This is a genomic window from Streptomyces sp. NPDC002564, assembly GCF_042889645.1.
GTDB lineage: Bacteria > Actinomycetota > Actinomycetes > Streptomycetales > Streptomycetaceae > Streptomyces.
Map to the genome: position 1 here is coordinate 1 of NZ_JBIARE010000006.1, position 23,710 is coordinate 23,710.

The 23,710-nt window shown below is 72.5% G+C and carries 23 protein-coding genes; 7 read left to right on the forward strand and 16 right to left on the reverse strand.

The genetic code is table 11. The annotated features are described in order from the left end of the window. Positions 1–130 precede the first annotated feature (130 nt). Genes ACFYXE_RS21605 through ACFYXE_RS21620 form a run of 4 tightly spaced genes read right to left on the reverse strand, consistent with a single transcriptional unit; the run spans position 131 to position 3,854 of the window. Positions 131–802 (reverse strand): response regulator, encoded by a 672-nt coding sequence (locus ACFYXE_RS21605; RefSeq protein ID WP_389314695.1) that lies wholly within the window; start codon positions 800–802, stop codon positions 131–133. Continuing rightward, positions 799–2,034: a sensor histidine kinase gene (locus ACFYXE_RS21610; RefSeq protein ID WP_389314697.1), complete on the reverse strand. Its 1,236-nt coding sequence runs from the start codon at positions 2,032–2,034 to the stop codon at positions 799–801. Before ACFYXE_RS21610 ends, ACFYXE_RS21605 begins: the two co-directional genes overlap by 4 nt. A gap of 45 nt (positions 2,035–2,079) precedes the next feature. Continuing rightward, on the reverse strand, positions 2,080–2,913 hold the full coding sequence (locus tag ACFYXE_RS21615) for an ABC transporter permease (RefSeq protein ID WP_389314699.1): 834 nt from the start codon (positions 2,911–2,913) through the stop codon (positions 2,080–2,082). Beyond that, positions 2,910–3,854 carry an ATP-binding cassette domain-containing protein gene (locus ACFYXE_RS21620; RefSeq protein ID WP_389314701.1) on the reverse strand — a complete coding sequence of 315 codons (945 nt, stop codon included), beginning with the start codon at positions 3,852–3,854 and terminating at the stop codon, positions 2,910–2,912. Before ACFYXE_RS21620 ends, ACFYXE_RS21615 begins: the two co-directional genes overlap by 4 nt. A gap of 175 nt (positions 3,855–4,029) precedes the next feature. Here ACFYXE_RS21620 and ACFYXE_RS21625 point away from each other — a divergent pair, with 175 nt between their 5' ends. Beyond that, positions 4,030–4,581: a GNAT family N-acetyltransferase gene (locus ACFYXE_RS21625; RefSeq protein ID WP_361177445.1), complete on the forward strand. Its 552-nt coding sequence runs from the start codon at positions 4,030–4,032 to the stop codon at positions 4,579–4,581. 12 nt (positions 4,582–4,593) lie between these two features. Here the strand turns inward: ACFYXE_RS21625 and ACFYXE_RS21630 are convergent, their stop codons facing one another. Next, positions 4,594–5,565, reverse strand: coding sequence for a LuxR C-terminal-related transcriptional regulator (locus tag ACFYXE_RS21630; RefSeq protein WP_389314704.1), 972 nt, complete (start codon positions 5,563–5,565; stop codon positions 4,594–4,596). A gap of 94 nt (positions 5,566–5,659) precedes the next feature. Between ACFYXE_RS21630 and ACFYXE_RS21635 the strand changes: the two genes are divergently transcribed. Further along, positions 5,660–6,391, forward strand: coding sequence for an SDR family NAD(P)-dependent oxidoreductase (locus tag ACFYXE_RS21635; protein ID WP_389314706.1), 732 nt, complete (start codon positions 5,660–5,662; stop codon positions 6,389–6,391). Between the two features lie 31 nt (positions 6,392–6,422). On the opposite strand, the gene ACFYXE_RS21640 is transcribed toward ACFYXE_RS21635, so the two are convergent. The 7 genes from ACFYXE_RS21640 to ACFYXE_RS21670 form a co-directional block, all read right to left on the reverse strand. Next, a complete protein-coding gene (locus ACFYXE_RS21640) occupies positions 6,423–8,363 on the reverse strand; it encodes a TraM recognition domain-containing protein (RefSeq protein ID WP_389314708.1) in 1,941 nt (646 codons plus the stop codon). Beyond that, the gene (locus ACFYXE_RS21645) at positions 8,353–9,753 is read right to left on the reverse strand and encodes an ATP-binding protein (protein WP_361177449.1); all 1,401 of its coding nucleotides are present in this window, start codon (positions 9,751–9,753) and stop codon (positions 8,353–8,355) included. Before ACFYXE_RS21645 ends, ACFYXE_RS21640 begins: the two co-directional genes overlap by 11 nt. Positions 9,754–9,774: 21 nt before the next feature. Further along, the gene (locus tag ACFYXE_RS21650; protein ID WP_361177451.1) at positions 9,775–11,334 is read right to left on the reverse strand and encodes an SCO6880 family protein; all 1,560 of its coding nucleotides are present in this window, start codon (positions 11,332–11,334) and stop codon (positions 9,775–9,777) included. Beyond that, positions 11,331–12,674, reverse strand: coding sequence for a hypothetical protein (locus ACFYXE_RS21655; RefSeq protein ID WP_389314711.1), 1,344 nt, complete (start codon positions 12,672–12,674; stop codon positions 11,331–11,333). The genes ACFYXE_RS21650 and ACFYXE_RS21655 overlap by 4 nt, the downstream gene beginning before the upstream one ends. Beyond that, on the reverse strand, positions 12,664–13,506 hold the full coding sequence (locus ACFYXE_RS21660) for a hypothetical protein (RefSeq protein ID WP_389314713.1): 843 nt from the start codon (positions 13,504–13,506) through the stop codon (positions 12,664–12,666). Before ACFYXE_RS21660 ends, ACFYXE_RS21655 begins: the two co-directional genes overlap by 11 nt. Before the next feature lie 240 nt (positions 13,507–13,746). Beyond that, positions 13,747–14,055 (reverse strand): hypothetical protein, encoded by a 309-nt coding sequence (locus tag ACFYXE_RS21665; protein WP_055570172.1) that lies wholly within the window; start codon positions 14,053–14,055, stop codon positions 13,747–13,749. A 216-nt stretch (positions 14,056–14,271) separates the two neighbouring features. Continuing rightward, positions 14,272–16,044, reverse strand: coding sequence for a hypothetical protein (locus ACFYXE_RS21670; RefSeq protein WP_389314715.1), 1,773 nt, complete (start codon positions 16,042–16,044; stop codon positions 14,272–14,274). A 546-nt stretch (positions 16,045–16,590) separates the two neighbouring features. On the opposite strand from ACFYXE_RS21670, the gene ACFYXE_RS21675 reads away from it, so the two are divergent. Next, the gene (locus ACFYXE_RS21675) at positions 16,591–17,601 is read left to right on the forward strand and encodes a bifunctional lytic transglycosylase/C40 family peptidase (protein ID WP_361177467.1); all 1,011 of its coding nucleotides are present in this window, start codon (positions 16,591–16,593) and stop codon (positions 17,599–17,601) included. A 248-nt stretch (positions 17,602–17,849) separates the two neighbouring features. Further along, a complete protein-coding gene (locus ACFYXE_RS21680) occupies positions 17,850–18,563 on the forward strand; it encodes a phosphatase PAP2 family protein (protein ID WP_389314718.1) in 714 nt (237 codons plus the stop codon). A gap of 119 nt (positions 18,564–18,682) precedes the next feature. On the opposite strand, the gene ACFYXE_RS21685 is transcribed toward ACFYXE_RS21680, so the two are convergent. The 3 genes from ACFYXE_RS21685 to ACFYXE_RS21695 form a co-directional block, all read right to left on the reverse strand. After that, on the reverse strand, positions 18,683–18,946 hold the full coding sequence (locus ACFYXE_RS21685; protein WP_389314720.1) for a hypothetical protein: 264 nt from the start codon (positions 18,944–18,946) through the stop codon (positions 18,683–18,685). A 104-nt stretch (positions 18,947–19,050) separates the two neighbouring features. Then, positions 19,051–20,640: an FAD-binding oxidoreductase gene (locus ACFYXE_RS21690; protein WP_389314722.1), complete on the reverse strand. Its 1,590-nt coding sequence runs from the start codon at positions 20,638–20,640 to the stop codon at positions 19,051–19,053. 76 nt (positions 20,641–20,716) lie between these two features. Then, entirely contained in the window at positions 20,717–20,872 is a 156-nt protein-coding gene (locus ACFYXE_RS21695) for a hypothetical protein (protein ID WP_361177475.1), read from the reverse strand. Positions 20,873–21,015: 143 nt separating this feature from the next. Here ACFYXE_RS21695 and ACFYXE_RS21700 point away from each other — a divergent pair, with 143 nt between their 5' ends. After that, entirely contained in the window at positions 21,016–21,837 is an 822-nt protein-coding gene (locus ACFYXE_RS21700) for a hypothetical protein (protein WP_389314724.1), read from the forward strand. Between the two features lie 127 nt (positions 21,838–21,964). After that, positions 21,965–22,144: a hypothetical protein gene (locus ACFYXE_RS21705; RefSeq protein WP_361177479.1), complete on the forward strand. Its 180-nt coding sequence runs from the start codon at positions 21,965–21,967 to the stop codon at positions 22,142–22,144. Positions 22,145–22,506: 362 nt separating this feature from the next. Here ACFYXE_RS21705 and ACFYXE_RS21710 read toward each other — a convergent pair whose 3' ends face one another. Continuing rightward, a complete protein-coding gene (locus ACFYXE_RS21710) occupies positions 22,507–22,866 on the reverse strand; it encodes a metal-sensitive transcriptional regulator (RefSeq protein ID WP_361181097.1) in 360 nt (119 codons plus the stop codon). A 218-nt stretch (positions 22,867–23,084) separates the two neighbouring features. Here ACFYXE_RS21710 and ACFYXE_RS21715 point away from each other — a divergent pair, with 218 nt between their 5' ends. Continuing rightward, a complete protein-coding gene (locus tag ACFYXE_RS21715) occupies positions 23,085–23,705 on the forward strand; it encodes a DUF47 domain-containing protein (RefSeq protein WP_055567145.1) in 621 nt (206 codons plus the stop codon). The last annotated feature ends 5 nt before the right edge of the window (positions 23,706–23,710 follow it).

Here is a 23,710-nt window from a genome sequence, read left to right on the forward strand (position 1 = left end):
GGACCCTGTGGGAGAGTAGGACGCCGCCGAACTCCTTTTAGTCGGGAAACCCCCGCACCTTATGGTGCGGGGGTTTTCTGCGTTCCGGGGCATTTATCGGAACCCCGTCTCCGCGCAGGGCGCCGCGGTGCTACGACGGGCTCACCAATTTCGTGTCGTAGGCCAGGATCACCGCCTGCACCCGGTCCCGCGCCCCCGTCTTCGCGAGGATGCGGCCCACGTGCGTCTTCACCGTGGATTCCGCGAGGTGCAGCCGGTCCGCGATCTCCGCGTTCGTCCAGCCCTGGCCCATGACCGTCAGGATCTCGCGCTCCCGCTGGGTGAGCGGGGCGAGCCGCGGGTGGTCCGCCGGGTCGGCGGGCGCCGCACCGGGGGCCGGCAAGTGGTCGGCGTACGCGTCGAGGAGACGGCGGGTCAGGCTCGGGGCCACCACCGCGTCGCCCGAGGCGACCGCGCGGATGCCGGCGAGGAGTTCCTCGGGCAGGGCGTCCTTGATGAGGAACCCGGAGGCTCCCGCGCGCAGACCCGCGTACGCGTATGCGTCGAGGTCGAACGTCGTGAGGATCAGGACGCGGGTGCGGGCGCCCGACGCGACGATGCGGCGGGTGGCCTCGATGCCGTCGAGGCCGGGCATGCGGATGTCCATCAGGACGACATCCGGGCGGAGTTCGCCGGTGAGGCGGACCGCCTCGCTGCCGTTCCCGGCCTCGCCCGCCACCGTCATGTCGTCCTGGCTCTCCAGGAGCATGCGGAAGCCGAAGCGCTGCATGGGCTGGTCATCGACGATGAGTACGGTCGTCACGTGGTTCCGTCGTCCTCGGGAAGGTGGAGGTGCACCCGCCAGCCGCCCGGCGGGTGGGGGCGGGGCCCCGCGGCAAGTGTGCCCCCGTACAGGGAAGTTCGCTCGCGCATTCCGCTCAGCCCGCGTCCGCCGCCCGGGCCGGGACGGGTGCCGGGGTGCGTGCCGCCCGCTCCCGTGTCCGTGACCTCCACCGTCACGCCGTCGGCGGCGCAGTAGATGTCCACCGCGGCGGTGGCGTCCGGGCCGCCGTGCTTGAGGGTGTTGGTCAGGGCCTCCTGCACCACCCGGTAGACGGTGAGCTGGCGGCCGGCGGGGACCGCGTCGGCGCGGCCCCGCACGGTGTGGCGCACCGGCAGGCCCGCGGCCCGTACCCCGTCGATGAGCCGGTCCAGGTCGGTGAGGGCGGGCTGCGGGGCGAGGTCGGCCGGGGCGGGGGCGTCGTCGCGCAGGACGTCCAGGAGGCGGCGGAGTTCGCCGAGGGCCTGGCGGCTGGTGGTGCCGATCGCGGTGAGCGCCTGGGCGGCGCGTTCGGGGGACTTGGCGGCGGCGTACGAACCGCCGTCCGCGAGGCCGGTGATGACGGACAGGTTGTGGCCGATGATGTCGTGCATCTCGCGGGCGATGCGGGTGCGTTCGGCGGCGGCGGCGAGACGGGCCTGCTGGTCGCGTTCGACCTCCAGGCGGCGGGCGCGCTCGACGAGCGCCTCGGTGTAGTCCTGGCGCGAGCGCACCGCGATGCCGAAGAGGGCGACGAGCGAGTACGCCCACAGGTTGGGGACGATCTGCTGGTCCCAACTCCCTTTGGGATGGCGGATCGCGCCGACGGCGAGCGGCGCCGTCATCAGGAGACCGGCCAGGCCGAGCGTCCTGAGGGGCAGGCGCATCGCGATGCCGAAGAGGACGAGCATCTGGATCAGCGACGCTTGGAGCATGGCGCCGGTCCAGCTGCTGACCAGGCCGGTCGCGACCATGGCGGTGAGGGCCGGCATGGGGTGGCGGCGGCGCCACAGCACCGGGACCGAGAGCCCCACGCTCATCAGAACGACCAGCCAGACCGGCACTTCGGGGTCGGGGGCGACGTTGCGCCAGCCGCCCGCCGCGTCGACGAGGGCGGCCGCCACGCAGCACACGGTGACCAGCAGGTCCCAGACGAGCGGGCGGCGCCGGTCGAAGGCGCGCACCCGCTGCGTCACACGCTGGAGGAGCTGGGTGAGGGGGTGTGGCTCGGTCACGGCCTCATCCTCGTACAGGAGTTCGCGCAGTGGTGACGTTCGTGCTCATACGTCGCGGCGCTTGAGGAGGAGGGCCGCCCCGCCGATGACCGCGGCGGCCCACAGCGTCAGGGTGAGCAGGGCCGTGCCCGGGGCGAGGGCGTCCTCCACCCGGGCGATCGAGCCGAGGGAGCTCGCGGCTTGGGCGGGGAAGTGGTCGAGGACGGTGTCCACGGCGGCGAAGGGCAGCATGGACAGGACCTCGGGGAGGACCAGGACGGCCCCGACGAACGCGCCGATGGCGCCGGGTACCGAGCGGAACAGGGCGCCGAGGCCGAGCGCGATGAGGCTGAGCAGGGTGAGGGAGGCCGCGCTGCTCGCCAGGGCGCCGAGGACGCCCCGGTCGGTGAGGACGAGGGCCTTGTCGCTGTCCGCGAGCCAGATCTGGGCGAGCAGGAACGTGCCGACGTTCGTCGCGAGGGACACCGTGAAGGCGACCGCCGCGAAGATGCCCGCCTTGGACAGGAGCACGGGCAGCCGGGTGGGGACGGCCGCGAGGGAGGCCCGGATCATGCCCGTCGAGTACTCGCCCGCGGTGACGAGGATGCCGAGCACGGCGAGGCAGATCTGCGCGAGCTGGTTGCCGAGGAGGGTGAAGACGACGGTGTCCACCTCGGCGTCGTCGCCGTCGTAGGTGACGCCCATGGTGATGCCCACGGAGATGACCAGGGCGCACGCGGTGAACAGGGTGATCCAGGTGGAGCGGAGCGTCCACAGCTTGTGCCATTCGGAGCGGACGACGCCCGCGGTGCTCAGCCGGTACGCGGGGGCGGCTCCCGGTGCGGGCGCGGTGACGGGTGCGGGGGCGGTGGTGCTGGGGGCGGGGTGCGCGGTGCTCATGCCGCGGCTCCTTCGGGTCGGCGGGCGGCGGCGACGTCGGGGGAGGCGACGTACTCGACGGAGTCCCGGGTGAGGTCCATGAACGCCTGCTCCAGGGAGGCGGCGTTGGGGGTGAGTTCGTGGAGGGGGATGCCGTGGGCGGCGGCGGTGGTCCCGATGTGCCGGGCGTCCGTTCCGCGTACGTCCAGGACGCCGGGGGCCTCCGCGGTGATCCGGACGGCGGGGCCCGCGAGCAGCTCGGTGAGCAGGCCGGCCTCGGGGGTGACGACCTTGACGGAGCCGGTGCCCGACTCGCGCACGAAGCGTTCGACGGTGGTGTCGGCGAGCAGCTTGCCGCGGCCGATGATGATCAGGTGGTCGGCGGTCAGCGCCATCTCGCTCATGAGGTGGGAGGAGACGAGGACCGTACGGCCCTCCGCGGCAAGGGACTTGAGGAGGTTGCGGATCCACAGGACGCCCTCGGGGTCGAGGCCGTTGACCGGCTCGTCGAGGATGACCGTGGCCGGGTCGGCGAGCAGGGCGGCGGCGATGCCCAGGCGCTGGCCCATGCCGAGGGAGAAGCCCTTGACGCGCCTGCGGGCGACGTCGTGGAGGCCGGCCAGGTCGAGGACGGCGTCGACGCGGCTCTTCGGGACGGAGTGGGTGTGGGCGAGCGCCATGAGGTGGTGGTACGCGGAGCGGCCCGGGTGGACCGAGCGGGCCTCCAGGAGGGCGCCCACCTCGTGCAGGGGCGCCGGGTGGGCCGCGTAGGCGCGGCCCCCGACGGTGGCGTGGCCGCGGGTGGGGGCGTCGAGGCCGAGGAGCATCCGCAGGGTCGTCGACTTGCCCGCGCCGTTGGGGCCGAGGAAGCCGGTGACGGCGCCCGGGGCGACCTCGAAGCCGAGGTCGTCGACGACGGTCTTGTGGCCGTAGCGTTTGGTCAGTCCGTATGCGCTGATCATGTCTTCGATGCTGGCGTGCGGGGCGGCGCGGATCGTCCGACCGGGGGCGGGACGTGGGCGCCGGGAGTAGTACCCGGGTACGACCGCGACCCCGAGACGGGGGTGGGGTGCGGCGCCGGGCGGGGGCGGGGAAAGTCGGGGGCGGACCCCGGATCGTGGAATCTAGGATCGCGGCATGGACCACGAATACACGGTGCGTGCCGTCCGCGCCGACGAATGGGCGCAGGTCAAGGAGCTACGGCTGGCCGCGCTGCGGGATCCGGCGGCGCCGGTGGCCTTCCTGGAGACGTACGGGGCTGCCGTGGCGCGGCCCGACTCGTTCTGGCGGGAGCGGGCGGAGGGCGCGGCGCGGGGGCCGGTCGTGCGGCAGTTCGTCGCGGAGGATCCGCGGGGCGCGTGGGTCGGCTCGGTGACGGTGCTGGTGGAGGAGGCCGGGGCGGACGACGCCTTCGGCGGGGTGATCGAGCAGCGGCAGGCGCATCTGGTGGGGGTCTTCGTGCGGCCCGCGCACCGGGGGCGCGGGGCGACGGACGCGCTGTTCGGGGCGGCCGTCGCGTGGGCGTGGTCCCGCGACGGGCTCGACCGGGTGCGGCTGTACGTGCACGAGAACAATCCGCGGGCCCAGGCGTTCTACCGGCGGTTCGGGTTCGAGGGCAGCGGCGCGACCGTGCCGGTGCCGGGCGATCCCTCCGCGCGGGAGCTGGAGATGGTGCTGAAGCGGCCGTAGCGGGGCGGGGTCTCAGGGGACGAGGTCGGGCCGGGTGCGGGCGATCAGGTAGCCGAGCTGGGCGCGGGACCGCGACCCCAGGTCGGCGGAGAGCGCGGCCGCATGGGCGGCGACGGTGCGCCGGGACACCCCGAGGCGGCGGGCGACGGCGTCGTCCGTCAGGCCCGACACGAGCAGGCGTGCGACCTCGCGCCGGACCTCGTCGACGATCAGCGGCTCACGGGTGCGGGCGGCGGCCGGTCCGGCGACGGGTGCGGCCCGTTCCCACGCGTCGTCGAAGGCCGCGGCGAGGTGCGCGACGACGGCCGGGTGCCGGATCTCGACGGCGCCCCGGCCGACCAGGTACGCGGTGGTGCGGTCGCACACGAGCAGGTGGCCGGTGGGGCGGTGCAGGGTGCGGACGCGGCCGCCGGCCCGCTCGACGTCCTGGACGTCCCGCCACCGCGCCGCGTGGGTGCGGGCCGCGTGCGGGTACAGGGCCCGGTGCGTGACGCCCGGCGGGACGAGGGCCGGGTCCGTGCGGGGTCCGGGCCCGTCCGCGGGCCGCATCGTGAGCAGTTCGGTGCGGCAGCCGCGTACGGCCTGGTCCAGGAGTACGGGGACGGCGTCCGCGCCGTCGACGGCGGTCAGCCAGTCCTGGGACTCGCGCCGGGCGGCCCGGTAGATGGCGTGGACCGGTGAGAAGCCCGAGCTGATCGACCGCAGCCGGTCCTGCTGGGCGTCGAGCAACTCCCGTACCGGCTGCAGTAGTTCCGACTCGGCGCTCTGCGGTGACACGGGGACGAGGACGTCCGGGTCGTCCGGCGGCGGGGTGAGCAGGCCCAGGCGGACGAGGCAGTGGGGTGCCGTCGCGCGGGGCAGGCAGCCCTTGACGACGGCGGCGCGGTAGCGGGCGAGGCCGTCGGCGCAGGGCGTCCCGGCTCCGTCGGTGCAGTGGCAGCCGGTGGCGGGGGCCTGCGCGTTGCCCTGTGCGTCATCGTGCATCGCACGATTATGCACCGGGATTTCCAAGGTCAAGGGTGCTTGCAGCTGTGAGACTCGAACCCGAGAAGCTGAATCACTTGGGAATCGAAGGGGTGTGATCCTTGTGGATCTCTCCGGCAGCACCGTCGTCATCACCGGGGCGGGCGGCGGTATCGGGCTCGCCACCGCCGAGCTCGTCGCGCGGCGCGGCGCCCGCGTCGTCCTCACCGACCGCAGCGCGGACGTGGTGCGCCCGCACGCCGAGCGGATCCGCGAACGGACCGGCGCCGAGACCGCGTTCCGCGCGCTGGACGTCACCGACGGCGCCGCCGTCGAGGAGGTCATGGGGTCGGTCGGCACCATCGACCACCTCCTCACCTGCGCGTCCGGCAACGTGATCGCGCCGTTCGGCGAGCTCACCGAGGAGCGGGTGCGGCAGTTCTTCGAGATCAAGTGGTGGGGGCAGTACCGGTGCCTGCGCGCCGCGCTGCCGTACATGCCGAAGGACACCGGGTCGGTGACGCTCGTCTCCGGATACCTCTACCGCAAGGCCGACCCGGGCTACTTCGCCTTCGCCGCGGTCAACGGCGCCGTCGAGGCCGCCGTGACGTCCCTCGCCATGGAGCTCGCCCCGCTGCGGGTCAACGCGCTCGCGCCGGGCCCCACCGACACGCACGCGCATCTGATGAGCGCCGAGCGGCACCGCGCCTACCGCGAGGAGATCGCGGGGCGGCTGCCCGTGGGGCGTCCCGGCGCGGCGGCGGAGGTCGCGCACGCGGCGGCCTATCTGATGGAGAACACGTTCACGACGGGCACGACGCTGGACGTGGACGGCGGGAAGCGGTGAGTCCGGGCCGGTGAAGCGGCGGCGACGGGCCTCACTGCGCGGGGAGTTCGCTGTCCGGCCAGCGCGCCCTGCCCTGTTCGCGGGAGCGCAGCAGGGCCAGGGTCGGCATGCCCCGGTCCGCGCCGGTGGCGAGGAGGTCGGGCAGCTGGGGCAGCGGGGCCACCGCGGCGACGTCGTCCAGGACGAGCGTCATTGGTGGGTCGAGCCGACCGGAGGATGACCGTTCGGCCATGCGCCGGCCGTGCTCGACCACGCTGGAGGCGAGTGCCGTCAGCAGTGGCATGGCACCCGGGCCCTGGCGGGACTTGGGATCCTCGATCGCCTCACCCACCACAAAAAGCGTGCCCCCTTCGGCGACGAAGGAATCCAACGAGAGCGCATCAGTTCGGTTCGGCGTACAGGATTCGCGGACGTGCACCGTGAAGAGCGCGGACAGCGCGCGGGCCGTCAACTCCTGTGCCATGTCCCGGCGTTCGGGATACGCGGTGAGGGCGGCCTCCAGCTCGCCCGCGGCGCCGGACGACGCCTTGGGGTGCGTACGGAGGATGCGTACCGCCTCCTGGACCTGGGTGCCCTGCGACCAGCGGTGGACGAGCTTCATCGGCTTGTCCGCCACCGCGGCGGCGTGCAGGAAGCTGCGCAGCAGGATCCGGGCCGTGTCGGACACGGCGGTGTCCAGCTTCGCGGTGGGCCTTATCGGCGCGAGGAGGGCGGCGGCACGGTGGTCGGCCGTCGTCCGGTCCTGGCAGCCGGACGTGGGGGACCAGTGCAGGCGGGCCGGGGTGTCGCACAGGTGGGAGGGGTCGTAGAGCAGGACGGGGCCGAGCTTGGCGCGGGCGTCCTTCGTCTCGGCCCACAGGGTGGGGTCGGAGGTCAGGACCAGGGCGGCGGCCTCGGCGTCCTGGACGGCCTGCACGGCGAGCGGACGGCGGGTCGTGGGGCTGCCCAGGACCAGGGGGGTGCGGGGCGCCGGGAGCGGGGAGTGGGGCGGGGCGCCGAGGGGGATTACGGGGCCGGGGCCGGTGCCTGGGGCTGCGGGGATTCCGTGTCCTGTGTCCGGGCCCGTGGGGGTGCCGTGGCCGGCTGGGAATCCGGGGCCGGTACCTGGGCTGGCGGGGGTGCCGTGGTCGGCTGGGAATCCGTGTCCGGTGCCTGGGGCTGCGGGGGCGCCCGGGGCGGCTGGGAATCCGTGGCCGGCGCCTCGGCTCGCGGGGGCCGTGTGTTCGGGGTCCGGCCCGGACGGGTGCGGGTGCTCGGCGCCCGGGCCCGCGGAGGCCGCGTGGTCGGTGCCCCGGCCCGCGGGGGCCGTGTGTTCCACGCCCGTGCCGCCGGTCGCTCCGGGCGCCGGGACCGGTGCCGTGTGCTCCATGCCCGGAGCGCCGGGCCTGCTCCGGCCGTTCGGCGGCGCGGGCACGTGCTCCGTGGGCGGGGTGCCCGCACCCGGTGCCGGGCCCGACGCGACGGCGTTCTCGCCCGCGCCCCTCCGCCCCGCCCCGGCAGGTCCGCGCTTCTCCCGGCCGTACTCGTCCCAGCCGCTCTCCCACCGCTCCGCGCGCGCCCGTCTGCGCACCGCACGCCACCGCGCGACCGTCCCCGTCACGAAGACGGTCAGCACGGTCAGGATCAGCAACTGGCCGATGAACAGGCCCCAGAACAGCCCGTACCCCGACAGCTGGTCCGCCGGGGTCCGGGGCCACGCGCCCGCCACGTCCTGCGGGCTGCCCACCAGGTGGCGCACCGCAGGGGGCGTGTGGCCGAACGACACGTTCTCCGGCCACGCGCCGTGCGCGAAGCGGCCCGCGAGGTTCGTCGCCGACCAGACGAGGACCGTCGCGCCGATCAGGAAGGCCAGGAACCCCACCAACAGGCCGTCCGGCACACCGCGTTCGGGACGGCCGCCCCGGTCGGAGCCGCCCCGGCCGTGCGGGGGACGGCCCGCGTCGGACCGGCCCCGCTCCCACTCATCCCGCATGCTGCTCCATGTACGCCGCCCGCTCCTCGGCCTCCAGCTCGGCCGCCCGCAGCGCCTCGTCGGCCGGTCCGTCGTCCGGCAGGTCCGCCGACGACTCGGTCATGGCGCGGTCGGTGAAGACCAGCGGCCGTTCCGTCTCGGTGATCAAATGCTTGACCACCTGCACATTGCCGTTGACGTCCCAGACCGCGATGCCCGGCGTGAGCGTGGGGATGATCTCCACCGCCCACCGGGGCAGCCCGAGCACCCGGCCCGTCGCCCTCGCCTCGTCCGCCTTCTGGGCGTAGATGGTCCGCGTCGACGCCATCTTCAGGATCGCCGCGGCCTCCTTGGCCGCCGCGCCGTCCACGACGTCGCTCAGGTGGTGCACCACCGCCACGAAGGACAGACCGAGCCGTCGGCCGAACTTCAGCAGCCGCTGGAACAACTGCGCCACGAAGGGGGAGTTGATGATGTGCCACGCCTCCTCCACCAGGAAGATGCGCTTCTTGCGGTCGGGCCGGATCCACGTGTGCTCCAGCCACACGCCCACGATCGCCATCAGGATCGGCATCGCGATGGAGTTGCGGTCGATGTGCGAGAGGTCGAAGACGATGAGCGGGGCGTCGAGGTCGATGCCGACCGTCGTCGGGCCGTCGAACATGCCCCGCAGGTCGCCGTCGACCAGCCGGTCGAGGACCAGCGCCACGTCCAGACCCCACGCCCGGACGTCGTCTATGGCCACGTTCATCGCCTCGGCCGACTCCGGCTCGGGGTGGCGCAGCTGCTCGACGATGTCGGTCAGGACCGGCTGGCGCTCCACGATCGTCTCGTTCACGTACGCGTGCGCGACCTTCAGGGCGAAGCCCGAGCGCTCGTCGAGGCCGTGGCCCATCGCGACCTCGATGATCGTGCGGAGCAGCGCGAGCTGGCCCGTCGTCGTGATCGCGGGGTCGAGCGGGTTGAGCCGGATGCCCATGTCCAGGGCGGCCGTCGGGTCCAGGCGGATGGGAGTTATCCCCAGCTCCTGGGCGATGAGGTTCCACTCGCCGACGCCGTCCTCGCCCTGCGCGTCCAGGACGACCACCTGGCGGTCCTTGAAGCGCAGCTGCCGCAGGACGTACGTCTTCTCCAGGGCCGACTTGCCGTTGCCGGACTCGCCGAGCACCAGCCAGTGCGGAGCCGGCAGCTGCTGCCCGTACAGCTGGAAGGGGTCGTAGATGTAGCCCTTGCCGGAGTAGACCTCGCGGCCGATGATCACGCCCGAGTCGCCGAGGCCGGGCGCGGCCGTCGGGAGGTAGACCGCCTGGGCCTGCCCCGTCGACGTGCGCACCGGCAGCCTGGTCGTCTCGACCTTCCCGAACAGGAAGGCGGTGAAGGCGTCCGTGAGGACGGTCAGCGGATCCCGCATCGTGGCAGCCTGCCTCTACGTCTAGCGTCGGATGCCGGTCGCGAACGGCAGCGTGTTGACGAAGGCCCTGTGGTGCTCGCGGTCGCACCACTCCAGCTTCAGATACGACTTGCCGGCGGAGGCGCGGATGGTGCGCTTGTCGCGCGCGAGCGCCTCCGGGGAGCGGGAGGAGACCGTGATGTAGCCGACCAGGTTCACGCCCGCCGCGCCGCTCGCCAGGTCCTCGCCGCGCTGGTCGAGGCGGGAGTGCGAGGCGATGTCGCGGGGGTCGACCGTGCGGTTCATCTTGGCCTGGCGGCTGGCCTCCGCCTCGTCGTTCGTCTTCTCGGTCAGCATGCGCTCGATGGCGACCTCGGTGGGTTCGAGGTCCATCGTCACGGCCACCGTCCGGATCACGTCCGGGGTGTGCACGAGCAGCGGCGCGAGGAAGTTGACGCCCACGGGCGTCATCGGCCACTCCTTCACCCAGGCCGTCGCGTGGCACCACGGGGCGCGGGTGGAGGACTCGCGGGTCTTGGCCTGGAGGTAGGTGGCCTCCATGGCGTCGAGCTCGGCCGGCCAGGCGTTGCGCTTCGTCATCGCCTGGATGTGGTCGATCGGGTGGTCCGGGTCGTACATGGAGTGCACGAGCGAGGCGAGGCGGCCCTGGCCGAGCGGCTGGCGCACCCGGATGTCGGCCTCCTGCAGGCGCGAGCAGATGTCGGTGAGCTCGCGCGCCATGACGACGGCGAGACCGGCGTCCTTGTCGAGCTTCCGGCCGCCCTGCGGACGGGCCGCGCGGGCCATCGCCTGCGCCTCGGCGGCCAGGTCGCGGGAGTAGTGCATGCAGGCCACGAGGTAGGCGCGGTGCTGCTCGCTGCTGGTCGACACCATCGACTGCAGCTGGTCGTAGGACTGCTGGAGCCAGGGCAGGGCCCGGTCGTCGCCGCGCTGGGTGACGTCCTTGGCGTGCGCGTCCGGGTCGGCGGGCAGCGTACGGGCGAGCATCTGCAGGCGGGTCACGAAGCCGTCGCCGTTCGCCACGTGCTTGAGGAGCGTGCCGAACCGGTCGACGAGCGCCTCCTGGTCCTCCGAGTCGCGCAGCCCCACGCCGGGGCCCTCGATCTCGATGGCGGCGGTGACGGTGCGCCGGTCGGCGTGCAGCAGCACGGCGATCTCGTCCGGGCCGAAGGGCGCGGCGAGCCAGCTGATGCGGCCGATGCCGGGCGGCGGGCCGACCTCCACCTCACGGCCGTCCAGCCGCACGCCCGCCTCGGGCACGGCGGAGCGGTAGGCGGTGCCGCGCTTCAGGGAGCGCTTGTAACTCCGGTTGATCTCGAACCACTTGTAGAACGTCCGGCCCTTGTACGGGACGTACACCGCCGCGATGGCGATCATCGGCAGGCCGGTGAGCAGCACGATGCGCAGGGAGAGGACGGGGACGAGGAGCCCGCACATCATGCCGAGGAACGCCCCCGCGATGATCAGGGCGATCTCGCCCGTCTCGCGGTTCTTGCCGACGATCGCGTTCGGCCGCGCGCGGCCGATCAGATATGTGCGGCGGGGCGCGACCGGCTGGGACACGTGGGACTGGGTCGTCAACGCCCTTCACCTCCCGTGCTGTTGGTACTGCTGTTGCGGGACCCGCCGCGGTTGCCCGCGTGCGGTGTGCTCGTCGCGCTGCCGCGCGGCGGGGGTGCGGCGGAGGGGACAGATCCGCCGCCGTTCGACGAGCCGCCGCCCCCGGCGGGACGGCTGCTGTGTGCGGCGACACCGCCGCTGGCGGGGTTGGCGGGCCGCGGCTGGCTGCTGCCTCCGCCACCGCCTCCGCCGTTGCCCCGGGCGCTGTGGGTCTTGATGCCCTGGGAGACGAGGGAGGCGGGGGAGCTGATCACGGCGGCGGCCTTGTTCTCGGCGCCGCGCATGATCCGGTTGTTGCGGGAGCCGGCGATCTCGTCGCCGAAGCCGGGCACGAAGCGGTAGATCATGGCGCTCGCGAAGATGGCGAGCAGGATGATCGAGAGGCCGGAGACGACGGCCGAGAAGGAGTCGGGGCCGTCGTCGGCGGACAGCGCTCCGGCGAGGCCGAGCACGATGACGATGATCGGTTTCACCAGGACCACCGCGATCATGATCCCGGCCCAGCGGCGGACGTGGCCCCACAGGTTCTTGTCGACGAGGCCCGCGTAGACGACGGTGCCGAGGAGCGCTCCTACGTACAGGAGCGCCGCCCTGATGACGAGCTCCAGCCAGAGCACGCCGGCGGCGAGGATCGACACGAGCGAGACGACGATCAGCATGATCGGGCCGCCGCCGATGTCGTCGCCCTTCTTCAGGGCGCCGGAGAACGTCCCGAAGAACGTGTCCGTCTGACCGCCCGTCGCCTTCGCGATGACGTCGGTGACGCCGTCGGTCGCCGAGACGACGGTGTAGAGGATCAGCGGGGTGAAGGCGGAGGCGAGGACGGTGAGCCACAGGAACCCGATGGCCTCGGAGATCGCCGTGGTCAGCGGCACGCCGCGGACGGCCCGCTTGGCGACGGCCATCAGCCACAGGAGCAGCGTCAGGACGGTCGAGGCGGCGAAGACGACGGCGTACTGCTGGAGGAACTTGGGGTTCGTGAAGTCGACGTTCGCGGTGTCCTTCACGGCGTCCGAGAGCTTGTCGACGGTCCAGGACGCGGCGTCGGCGCAGCCCTTGGCCAGGGAGCTCAGGGGGTCGAGGGAGTCGGGGAGGGGGTTGTCGGTGGGGTATTTGCCGTCCCCGCCGGTGCGGCCGCCGCCTTCGCCTTTTTCGCAGTATTTTTTGGCGGGGCCGACAATGAGGTCGCAGTTTCCCTTGGGGTCCGGCGCGGCGTAGGCGCGCGAGGCCAGCAGGACCGCCGTCGCCTGCACGGCGGAGGCAGCGGCGACGAGCTTGAGTGCGCGACGGTTACCGGGCATACGTGAACCCTCCGTACTCCTGCACGGCCTTGGCGATCTCGTCGGCCGTGGAGACCTTGTTGTCGCCGTTCACGGGAGCGGGACCGTCCTTCGACTGGAAGCTCTCGACCTTCCAGTCCCCGTCGGCCCACCGAAGTTTGAGGGTCAGCGTGAACCAGTCGTTGCTGACCGGGTTCGTCGTGTCCTGGCCTGCTGTGCCGAAGGCACCCGTGCACCAGACCTCGACGCTGGCGCCGCCGTCCGAGTACGCCGTGGTCTTGGTGCCCACGGGTACGGTGCGCGAGACATAGGTCTGCCCGGGAGCGGCGTTCCCCTTCTCGTCCAGACCGATCTTCTCCAGGAAGTCCTTGGAGTACGTCTTGTCGAACTTGCCCTCCAGCTCGCTCACCTTGTCGGCGACGAAGAGCTGTCTGACGATCTCGGTCCTGCGGTCGGGCTTGAGGATGTCGGCAGAGACCAGCGACACCGCGTAATTGGACGCCGCGCTCTGCGCCCCCTGCGCATCATGGGCGAACCCCGAGGGGATCCCCCCGTTCTTGCCGCCCACCGGCTTCGTGCCGGACGCCGCCGTCGGGGACGTCGTCGTCTTCTTGTCGTCGCCGCCCCCGCCGGAGCCCTCGTCCCCGCCCCGGTTGGCGAAGGCGATCGCCGCGATCAGCAGGACCACGACGCCGACCACCGTCACCAGGCTGCGCGAGGAGGACCGGCCACCGCGGCCGGATCTGCGCGTGCCGCCGTAGACGTCGTCGCCGCCCTCCCCCTCGGGGAGCCGCGTCCGGGTCTCCCCCGAGCCGCCGAAGAGGCCGTCGTTCCGGTCGTCGTCGAGACTCATTACGCGTACGCCCCCTCAACCTCTCGCTGAACCGCCACGTACGACGGTAGCCCTGCTGGTTCCCGCGCGGGCGCGGTGTGGTGACTCGACATCAGGGAGACGCAACCTCAGCCGGTGGGCACGACGGACGGGTGGGGGAGGGAGGACAGGAGGAGGGGACGTGGGGGACGTGGGGACGAGAGGGACGCGGGGAGGGGACTCCCCGGTGTTCGCTGGAGCGCGGGGTGGGGCCCGCGCCGGCTAGACCGCCATGCCGTACACGATGGTGAACAGCGTGCCGAGCGAGCCGATGATGAAGACGCCGGTCAGCCCCGCGATGATCAGGCCCTTGCCCTGTTCCGCGCTGAAGGTGTCGCGCAGCGCCGTCGCGCCGATGCGTTGCTTCGCCGCGCCCCAGATCGCAATGCCGAGACAGAGGAGGATGGCGATCGCCATCACGACCTCGATCATCACGCGTGCCTCGTTGCCCAGGCTCCCGAAGGGACCCCAGTCGGGGGCGATCCCGCCGATGATGGTGGTGATGTCGCCCTTTTCGGCTGCCATAAGCATGTGTAACTCACCGCCCCTAGTGGGTTGTTCTGCCACCTCTGCCCACCTCGGTGCAGAGGACAGCTCATTCTCGCCGACAATCGGGCCCGCGGATGTCGCCTTGGCGCCATTCGTTGGCTGACTTCGTACGTTTCCTCGTACGACAGGTCCGGTGACTCTGTGTATCACGCGGTACGACGCCGGGCAATGACGGTCCGGCGTGCCTCTGACCAGGTGTTAAGTGAGGCCGAGCCCGGCGGTGCCGCGAGTCACGAAGGAGCAGTCGGTGTAGCGGTAGCTGGTGCTGAGCTTCGCACCGTCGGCTCGATTGCGCACGGTGGCCCGCTTGTAGAGGAAGTGGTACTCGCCCGCGGGCAGCCGCAGCGTGGTCCTCGGGTACGCCGTGACGCCCGCCTTGCAGGCCGCGTCGCCCTGCGCCTTGGTCGCGTAGATCCGGCACGACGCGCAGGCCCTGAGCTTGACGGTGCCGGTCCTGGGGCCGGTGTAGAGGACCTCCAGGTCGCCGGGGCCGAGGTTGGCGACGACGAAATCGACCGTCCCGCCGCCGGAGGAGCGGGCCGGGGGCAGGCGGCGGCCCGCGCCGGGGCGTTCCGCGGCGATCTCCGCGGCGACGGCGATGTCCCGGGCGCGGGCGCGTCTGCCGTTGTCCGGGTAGTCCCTGACGAAGCCCTTCAGGGTCGTGGCGGCCTTCGTGAAGTCGGCGTCCTCGAACTGGTCCACCCCGCAGGCGTAGACGCCGCGCTCCACGGCGCTGTCGGTGGCGCCGCGCAGCGCCTGCGCGTCGACCCGCTCGCCGGGCAGCGCGGCGGCGGTGCGCCCGAGGGCGCGCAGCTCCTCCACCCCGGCGCAGGGCTCGGCGCCGCCGAGCGCCGCCGAACGGGCGTCGACGGCGGCGCGCAGCGCGGGCCCGACCTTCGCCGCCTGGTCCGACTCGGGGAACGACTTCAGGAGTTCGCCGAGCGGGGCGTCGGCGCCGGACCGGCCGAGGGCGGCGGTCCCGCACTCGTACAGGGAGGTGGCGAGGCGGTCGTCGGGCCAGCGGGCGAGCCTGCCGAGGTGTTCCTCGCCCCGCGGGCCCAGGGTGCGGGGGACGGTCCGCAGGTGTTCGAGCGGGCCGACCGCGTCGCAGTACTTCTTGGCGGCGTAGGGCGCGGCGAGCGAGGTGTAGTACGCGTCGAGGCTGGTCGGCAGGCGGTCGGCGGCCCGGGAACCGGCGTGGTCCTCGGCGAGGCCGCGGTAGATGCCGAGGGCCTGCCGGTACTGACGCTCCGTCGTATTCCCGAACGGCTGCCCGTCGAGGCCCGCGACGATCCGGTCGGCCCGGTCGAGGCGGTCCAGGAGCATCTGCTCGACGGCCTCGTCGTGCGCGCCCTCGTACGCGTAGGAGCCACCGGCGGGCACCGCCAGCAGGACCACGCCGAGCGCCACGGCGAGGGGCGCCCGCAGCGGCCAGCGCCTGGGGTCGCGGCGCGCGCGGTACGCGCCGTGCGCGGCGGCCAGCAGCAGGACGGCGGCGTATCCGACGAGCAGGGCGGTCGGGGCGCGGTCGACGCCTGCGGGCAGGGCGACGGCGAGCAGCGTGGCGGTGGCGGCGCAGCAGAGGGCGGTGAGGAGCCAGTGCCGGATGAGGAGGTAGCCGAGCCCCAGCCCGCTGAGGTTGAGGAGGGCGACGGCGGTGGGGCGTAGGGGAGAGGTGGGGTTCGGGTCCGGGGCGTACGTGGGTGGGTGGCCGTCTGGGGGTGCGGCTGGTGGGGGTGAAGGGGGCAGAGGTGGTGGCGGGGGTGCTGGGGTGCCTGTGCCTGTGCCTGCGGCTGTGGCTGAGGCTGTGGTGGGGGGACTGGCTGACGGTGTGTCCGGTGTGTATGTGGGGCGGGTCGGGGGTGGTGTCCGGGGTGGGTGCTGGGGTTCCGGTGGTGGGCCGAACCCCTCCGGGCGGCGGTCCTCCGGTTCGCCCGCCTGGTGCGCGGCGCGGTCGTCCCTGGCATCCATCGGCGGCTCCCCCCAGCCGCGGCCGCGCGCCCGTGGCGGCACGCTGCGGTCGCAAGACGGCGAATCCACCCACCATCGGGGATCGCTGAGTGCGCGTCAATCTGCGGCGGGGAGCCGTGCGAACCCCTGTGACCAGGGGGTTTCACTGGTCACAGGGGTCACTCGGGTACCCCGCGGGCGGGGCGCTCGGTGGGGGCCGTCTGCGCTTCGGGTCTCGTCGTGGGGCGGGGCCGCGGGGGTATGTGCGTACTCGCTATCCCTGCGCCCCGCTGCACGAACAAAGGCGCCATTGTTTCCTCGGTGCTCCGTGCGCACATACCCCCACGTCCCCTCCGGCCGGTTCGGCGGGTGCGGGCCGGTGGGGCGTCGGTCGCGGGTGCGGGCCGGGGGAGTGGTCCGTGGCTCCTCCGGGCGGTCGGGCGGGTGGGGGGCCGTGGGGCGTCCTGCGATCGGCCATCGTTTCTCGGGGGAGGGACCCTGGTGCTGTCGGCTGCGGGCTCTACACTGAGCGCCGGTGGACTACCGGCGGGTGAGGGGTGGTTGACGGTGCGTAAGGCGTGGCTGGTCGCGTCCGTCGGGATCGGCGGGGCCCTCAGCTTCATCGCGCTGCTCGTCGTCGGGACGTACATGGTCGCGGGCAATCTCTCGAACGGGGTCGGCGGCGGGTCCGTCGGTCTGGCCAAGGGAGCCGTGCCGGCCACCTATCAGCCCCTCGTGCAGAAGTGGGGCAATCTCTGCAAGGCCATCAACCCCGCGCTGCTCGCCGCCCAGCTCTACCAGGAGAGCGGGTTCAACCCGCGCGCGAAGAGCCCGGCCAAGGCGTTGGGGATAGCGCAGTTCATCCCGGGCACCTGGGCCGCGCACGGCGTCGACGGCGACGGGGACGGCGACCGGGACATCTGGGACCCCGAGGACGCCATCCCGTCCGCCGCCTCGTACGACTGCAAGCTCGCCGGGTACGTGAAGGACGCGCCCGGCAACCCGACGAAGAACATGCTCGCCGCGTACAACGCGGGCGCGTACGCCGTCATCAAGTACGGCGGCGTCCCGCCGTACCGCGAGACGCAGAACTACGTGCAGACCATCACCAACCTCTCCAAGAGCTTCGCGCGGCCCGTCGGCCGGGTGGAGCCCTCGCGGCAGGCGGCCGGTGCCATCTACTACGCGCAGAAGAAGCTCGGCACCGAGTACCTGTGGGGCGGCAACGGCACCGCCGCGCAGAACGGCCGCTTCGACTGTTCCGGCCTCACCCTGGCCGCGTACCGCTCCGTCGGCATCACCCTGCCGCGCGTCGCCAACGACCAGTACAACGCGGGGCCGCACCCCAAGAGGGACGAGCTGCTCCCCGGCGACCTGGTCTTCTTCTCGGACGACCTGACCAACTCGCGGACCATCCGGCACGTCGGGATCTACGTCGGCGGGGGCTACATGATCGACGCGCCCCGGACCGGCGCCGTGATCCGCTTCGACCCCGTCGACACCCCGGATTATTTTGGCGCGACTCGTGTCACGGCGGACGGTGCCAAAGCCGCGCCGCCCAAGCCGTCAGCGGTCTGAGGGGTCGCGCGCGGTGGCGTGAAAGGGTGGACGCGAGGTGTGAGGTGGCTTGAACTCTCCGTTAAAACCCTCCCCCTGAGCTGCGGCGATGTATCTCTCTTCGATAACGTCTGAGTGATCTTTCGGTGGAGGGTGGAACGTATGACGGGGGACAGGGCGTTCCCTTGACTGGACCGACCACGGGGGTTGATGGACAGGGCGCACAGAAAGGTGCGCCCGTGAGCTAGGAGACAAGGGGCCGCTGCGCCATGGCTGGACTCGATGAATCCGGGTCGAACCCCGATGTCAGCCTGCTCTACGACATCAACGGACTGGCGAAGGACTCCCCGTCCTGGTTCGACGACGCCATGGCGTTCGTCGGGGAGTACGGCCTGCTGATCGCCCTCGTGCTCCTGGTCGTGTGGTGCTGGTGGGGCCAGCGCAGGCGCGGCACCCTCGACGACGCGGCCTCCTCGGTCGCCGCCGTCGTCTGGGCGCCCCTCGCGGCCGGCATCGCCGTCCTGGTCAACGTCCCCATCCGCGGCTTCGTCGAGCGGCCCCGCCCCTTCCGCGACCACCCGGGCGTCGAGCTCCTGGTCGACGGCAAGACCGACTACTCCTTCGTCAGCGACCACGCCACCCTCGCCATGGCCGTCGGCGCCGGACTCTTCGTGGCCAACCGGAAGTTCGGCCTCGTCGGCCTCGCGCTCGCCGCCGTCGAGGGCTTCTGCCGGGTCTTCATGGGCGTGCACTACCCGACGGACGTCGTCGGCGGGTTCGCGCTCGGCACCGCCGTCGTCCTGCTCCTGTCGCCGCTCGCGATGGCGCTGCTCACGCCGCTCACCAAGATGATCGGCCGGTCCGCCCGCGCCGGATGGCTGGTGTGGGACCGGAAAGTCGCCCCCGTCGCGGCGCCGCTGAGCGGTCCCGGCACGTCGTCGGGTGCCACCGCCGACCCGGACGAGCGGGATCTCGCCGCATAGGGCCACCGATTGGTTGTGCGGTGCCGGTCGCGGGGTGCGTGAGGTGTTGATCGTGCGGTGTGCCGGTCGAGTGGTGCCGGTCGTGCGGTGCTCGTCGTGGGGGCGGCAGTCGTAGTGCCTCAGTTGTGGTCCGTGCCCGTGTCCCTGGGCTTGCGGCGGCGCAGCAGCCAGACGCCCACGCCCGCCGCCGCGCCGGTCACCCCCGCGGAGGCGAACGTCAGCGGGCCCGCCTCGGGGTGTTCCGCCGCGGCGGCCGCGGTGCGGCCCTCCGGGGCGCTGCGGGTGTCCTGGGCCGTCGCGGGGGCCGCCAGGGCGAGCGCGAGGGCCGCGCCCGCCGTCGTGGTGGCGGCGGCTATTCGAGGGGTGCTGCGGCGTGCTGTCATGGCCTCAGGGCACTCCTGTCCAGCGGAGTGGGCCACCCGAGGGCATGTCGGCAGGGCCGAACGGGTGCGACTGTCCGCCGCTCGGCCCAGCGGTCCCGCGGCGGCTACAGCGCCTGCGGGAAGTCGAAGAAGCGGTTCGGGTCGTACTGCTTCTTGAGCTGCTTCAGACGCGGCGCGGCATCCCCGTAGTACGCGGTACGCCAGTTGGTCAGGGTGGCGTCGGTGTAGTTCTGGTACGCCGCACCCGACGCGTACCGCCCCATCGCCCCGTGCGCCTTTTTCAGCCACGCCTGGGCCGGTGTGCCGGAGGCGCCCGCGCGCCACGACGCGATGTACTGCGCCAGCATCCGCGAGCGGCGGTGCACGAACGCCGTCGCCGTCGGGTCGACGCGGTTGATCGCGCCGCCGAGCGCGGTGAGCGCGATGCTGCCCGCGCTCGCGCCCGTCACGTTCTCGATCTGCGACAGCAGCGCGCGGATGCCCGCCGCCGACAGCGAGCGGTCGAAGAAGTCCGAAGCGGCCGCGTACGTCTCGCGGTTGAGGGCGCCCTGCGGGGTGCGGCCCGGCGTCGCGCCCGGCAGGTGGCACTGGGCGTCCGCCGCGAAGGACGAGCAGCCCGCGTACACCTCCATCGCCGCCTCGTACGTACGCCGCTTGAGGGAGACGCTGCGGGCCGGGGCACCGATCCGGTCCGCCAGGCGGTCGACGGCGTTCTGCAGCTCGCCGTACGTGCCGAGCGAGAAGCAGGAGACGGAGACCGTGGGCGTGCCGCCCGGGGTGTTGGCCAGATGCGCGGACGACCAGATCTCGTCCGGCTGGTCGGGGCCCCACTCCTGCCACGCCTTGATGACCGCGGCCGCCTTCGACCAGGGCCAGGTCATGTACGCGGAGACGCCCTGCGGCGCGGCGTGCGTGCGGTAGCCGAGCTCGGTGACGACGCCGAAGTTGCCGTTGCCCGCGCCGCGCAGCGCCCAGAACAGGTCCTTGTGCTCGGACTTGGAGACGGTGAGCTGCTTGCCGTCCGCCGTGATCAGCGTCGCCGAGGTGAGGCTGTCGCAGGTCAGGCCGTACGCCCGGGAGACCACGCCGTGGCCGCCGCCGAGGGTGAGCCCGGAGATCCCGACGGTCGGACACGAGCCCGCGGGGAGCGTCACGCCCTTCGCGGCGAGCGAGCGGTAGACGTCGATGAGCTTGGCGCCGCCGCCTATGGTCGCGCTGTTCCCGCTCGTGCGTATCTTGTTCAGCTTCGACACGTCGATGATCAGCCGGCCGTTGCCGGATGACCAACCCGCGTACGAATGGCCGCCGTTGCGGATCGAGACCGGGGTGCGGTGGGAGCGGGCGTACGCGAGGGCCGTGCGGATGTCGTCCGGGTGCGCGACGTACGCGACGGCGGTGGGCTTCAGGTCGTCGAAGCGGGTGTTGTAGAGCTGGCGCGCCGCCGCCCACTTCGTCTCGCCGGGCCGCACGAGCGTGCCGTCCAGGTCGCGGGCCAGGGCCTTGAGCGTGGCCGGGGAGGAGGCGGCGGCACTCGCCGTCCGCAGGGGCGTTCCGCCGCTGCTCGCGGTGCCGGTGCCGGTACTGCGCGATGCGGTGCCGGCGCCGCTTCCCCGCGCGTCGCCGCCGCTGCAGCCCGCGACCGTGGCCGCGGCCAGCGTGGCCGCCGTCGTGCCGATGAACCTACGTCGTTCCATGACGCCTCCCGTTGCTTCCCGGAGAACGAGACGGTGTGCGGTGCGCGGGGGTTCCGTACGGGGCCCTTCGCGTGGCTCAGGGCGACGCCTCGTGCTCGGCCGCGTCCGTGCGGGCCTTGCTGCGGGCCCGGCGGGCGGGGCCGCGCCAGCCGCAGGTGCAGTGCGCGGCGATGAACCGGCCCTTCTCGACCGTCGTGGTGCGGTGGGGTGCGGGGTCTTGCTGATCGGCCACGCGGCCACGGTACCGACCCCGGGTGAACGGGCGTCGGCGGATCGGGGGCCGTGGCCCGTCCGCGTGACGGGTCAACGTACCGGTCGTTAGGGGAAACGACGGGGGAACCGGACAGGCGCGGAACGCTTGGGGGTAGACAGGCGATGGTGCAGCGGCACAGGCGCACGGGCGGATCGGTGGCCGCCGTGGTCGTGGCGGCGGGACTCCTGGCCGGCACCACCGGGTGTTCGTCCACCGGGGCCGCCGCGGACGGCAGTCACGTCGAGGACCCCGCCGATGTGGTGCGGCGCTCCGCGGACTCCCTGGTCGGGGCGGGCAGTTCGAAGGTGTCGACGTCCATGGAGATGGCCAGCGGCGGTACGCGCGTCACCATCCGCGGCAAGGGCGTGTACGACTTCCGGCGGCAGGCCGGGCGGTTCGACGTGATGCTGCCGCGGGACGCGGCGGGCGTCGACGGGCACCGGCCGATCACCGAGCTGATGGCCGCGGGCGCGCTCTACATGAAGAACCGCGGGGCCGGGGTGCCGTCCGACAAGTGGGTGCGGATCGAGACACGTTCGCTGTCCGACGGGAACCTCGTCACCGGCGGCGCCACGGATCCCCTCGCGGCGGCGGAACTGCTGCGCGGGGCGAGGAAGGTGGGGTTCGTGGGGGAGGAGCGGGTCGGTGGGGCGGAGGTCCGCCACTACCGCGGGGTCGCGGATCTGCGGGCCGCCGCGCGGGGCGCCTCCGCAGGTCAGCGCGGTGCGCTGGGGGTCGCGGCGGCGAAAGGGTTCAGCAGGGGCGCGGTGCCCTTCGACGTGTACCTCGACGAGCGGGGGCGGGTGCGGAAGGTGCGCCAGCAGTTCTCCGTGGCCGACGCGAACGTGGCGTCGACCACGTTGCTCTACGACTTCGGGACGCCGGCGAAGGTGCGGCTTCCGGCCGGAAAGGACATCTTCGCCGGGAAGATTGCCGAGCCGTAGTCGCGTACTACTGGTGGAAATGGTCCGTCCGTGCCATGCGCGGCGTGCGGCCCGCTCCCTACCCTGGGAAGTCGGTGTCGATCGGGCGCGTACGGGTTCGCGTACGCGGGTCAGTCAGGGAGAGGTGATGAACGTGGCTCCGATGCGTGGCGGTACGGCGGTTCAGGACCACGTCGCCCTCGCCGAGATCGAACTGTGCGGGGAGCTCATCATCGCGGCGAGCGCGGCGGCGGAGCGGTTGAGCTTCGACCGCATCGACGAGGTGCTCAAGGTCGCGGATGCGCGGGACGAGCGGGCGGAGTCCTAGCGGGGGCGGTGGCCCTGGGCCTGGGCGTCCTCGCGGCGCTTGGGGACCCGGGAGCACCAGAGAGGGCGGGTGGGTGGGGAAGAGCCCGCGGAGCGGGCACGCGGTGCGGGACGGCGCAGGAGGAGCCGCCGCTCCCCAGGCCCGTAGCGAGGCGGCCACCCGCGCCCCGCCACTTCCCGGCGAAGCCGAAGCGGCGCGTACGGGTCGCAGGCCCCCTGTCCCGGGGCGGAGGCGGAGCCGCGCGTACGGGTCGCAGGCCCCCGGGCGGGCGCGTGGTGGTTCCAGGGGACGGAGGCGCCGCTACGGCGCGGAGACGGGGCGGTGCGGGGCGCCGGGGGGTGCCGTGGAGCCGCGCGGCAGCGTCACGTACGCATCATCCGCGCGATCGCCTTCGTCGCCTCCTCGACCTTCGCGTCGATCTCCTCGCCGCCCTTGACCGCCGCGTCGGCCACGCAGTGGCGCAGGTGCTCCTCCAGGAGCTGGAGCGCGAAGGACTGCAGGGCCTTCGTGCTCGCCGAGACCTGCGTGAGTATGTCGATGCAGTAGACGTCCTCCTCGACCATGCGCTGCAGGCCGCGGATCTGGCCCTCGATGCGCCGCAGGCGCTTGAGGTGCTCGTCCTTCTGCTTGTGGTAGCCGTGCACCCCGTGGTCGTGGTCGGTGGGCGCCGCGGGCGCCTGAGGGGTCGGCACGGCCGCGTCGGCCGCCTCGGTGGTCGTCATCGCGTCCTCCTCCTGGACTTCCTGCGGGGCTCCCCGTCGGACGTACCCGCATTTCTGCAGATCCATATACCCCTGGCGGGTATATGGTAGCCGATATCTCGGGGGGTGTGCTGATCACTGTGCCTGATGGGCGACACTGGGGGGCGGCCGGTTAGCCGTGGCCGGATGATGCGCCTAGCATCAGCCTGACCGCATCCAAAGCACCCCGAGGACCCCACGTGCGCTTTCGTCTGACCCCCAGGGAGACGAGCTTCTACGACATGTTCGCCGCATCCGCGGACAACATCGTCACGGGCTCGAAGCTCCTGATGGAACTGCTCGGAGCGGACTCTTCCGCACGGGCCGAGATCGCAGAGCGTATGCGGGCCGCGGAACACGCGGGAGACGACGCCACGCATGCGATCTTCCACCAGCTGAACTCCTCCTTCATCACGCCGTTCGACCGCGAGGACATCTACAACCTCGCGTCGTCCCTCGACGACATCATGGACTTCATGGAGGAGGCCGTCGACCTGGTCGTCCTGTACCAGGTCGAGGAACTCCCCAAGGGCGTCGAGCAGCAGATCGAGGTCCTCGCGCGAGCCGCCGAGCTCACCGCGGAGGCCATGCCGAACCTGCGGACGATGGCCAACCTCACCGAGTACTGGATCGAGGTCAACCGTCTGGAGAACCAGGCCGACCAGATCCACCGCAAGCTCCTCGCGCAGCTGTTCAACGGCAAGTACGACGCCATCGAGGTGCTGAAGCTCAAGCAGATCGTGGATGTGCTGGAAGAGGCCGCCGACGCCTTCGAGCACGTGGCGAACACTGTGGAGACCATCGCGGTAAAGGAGTCCTGAGGCCT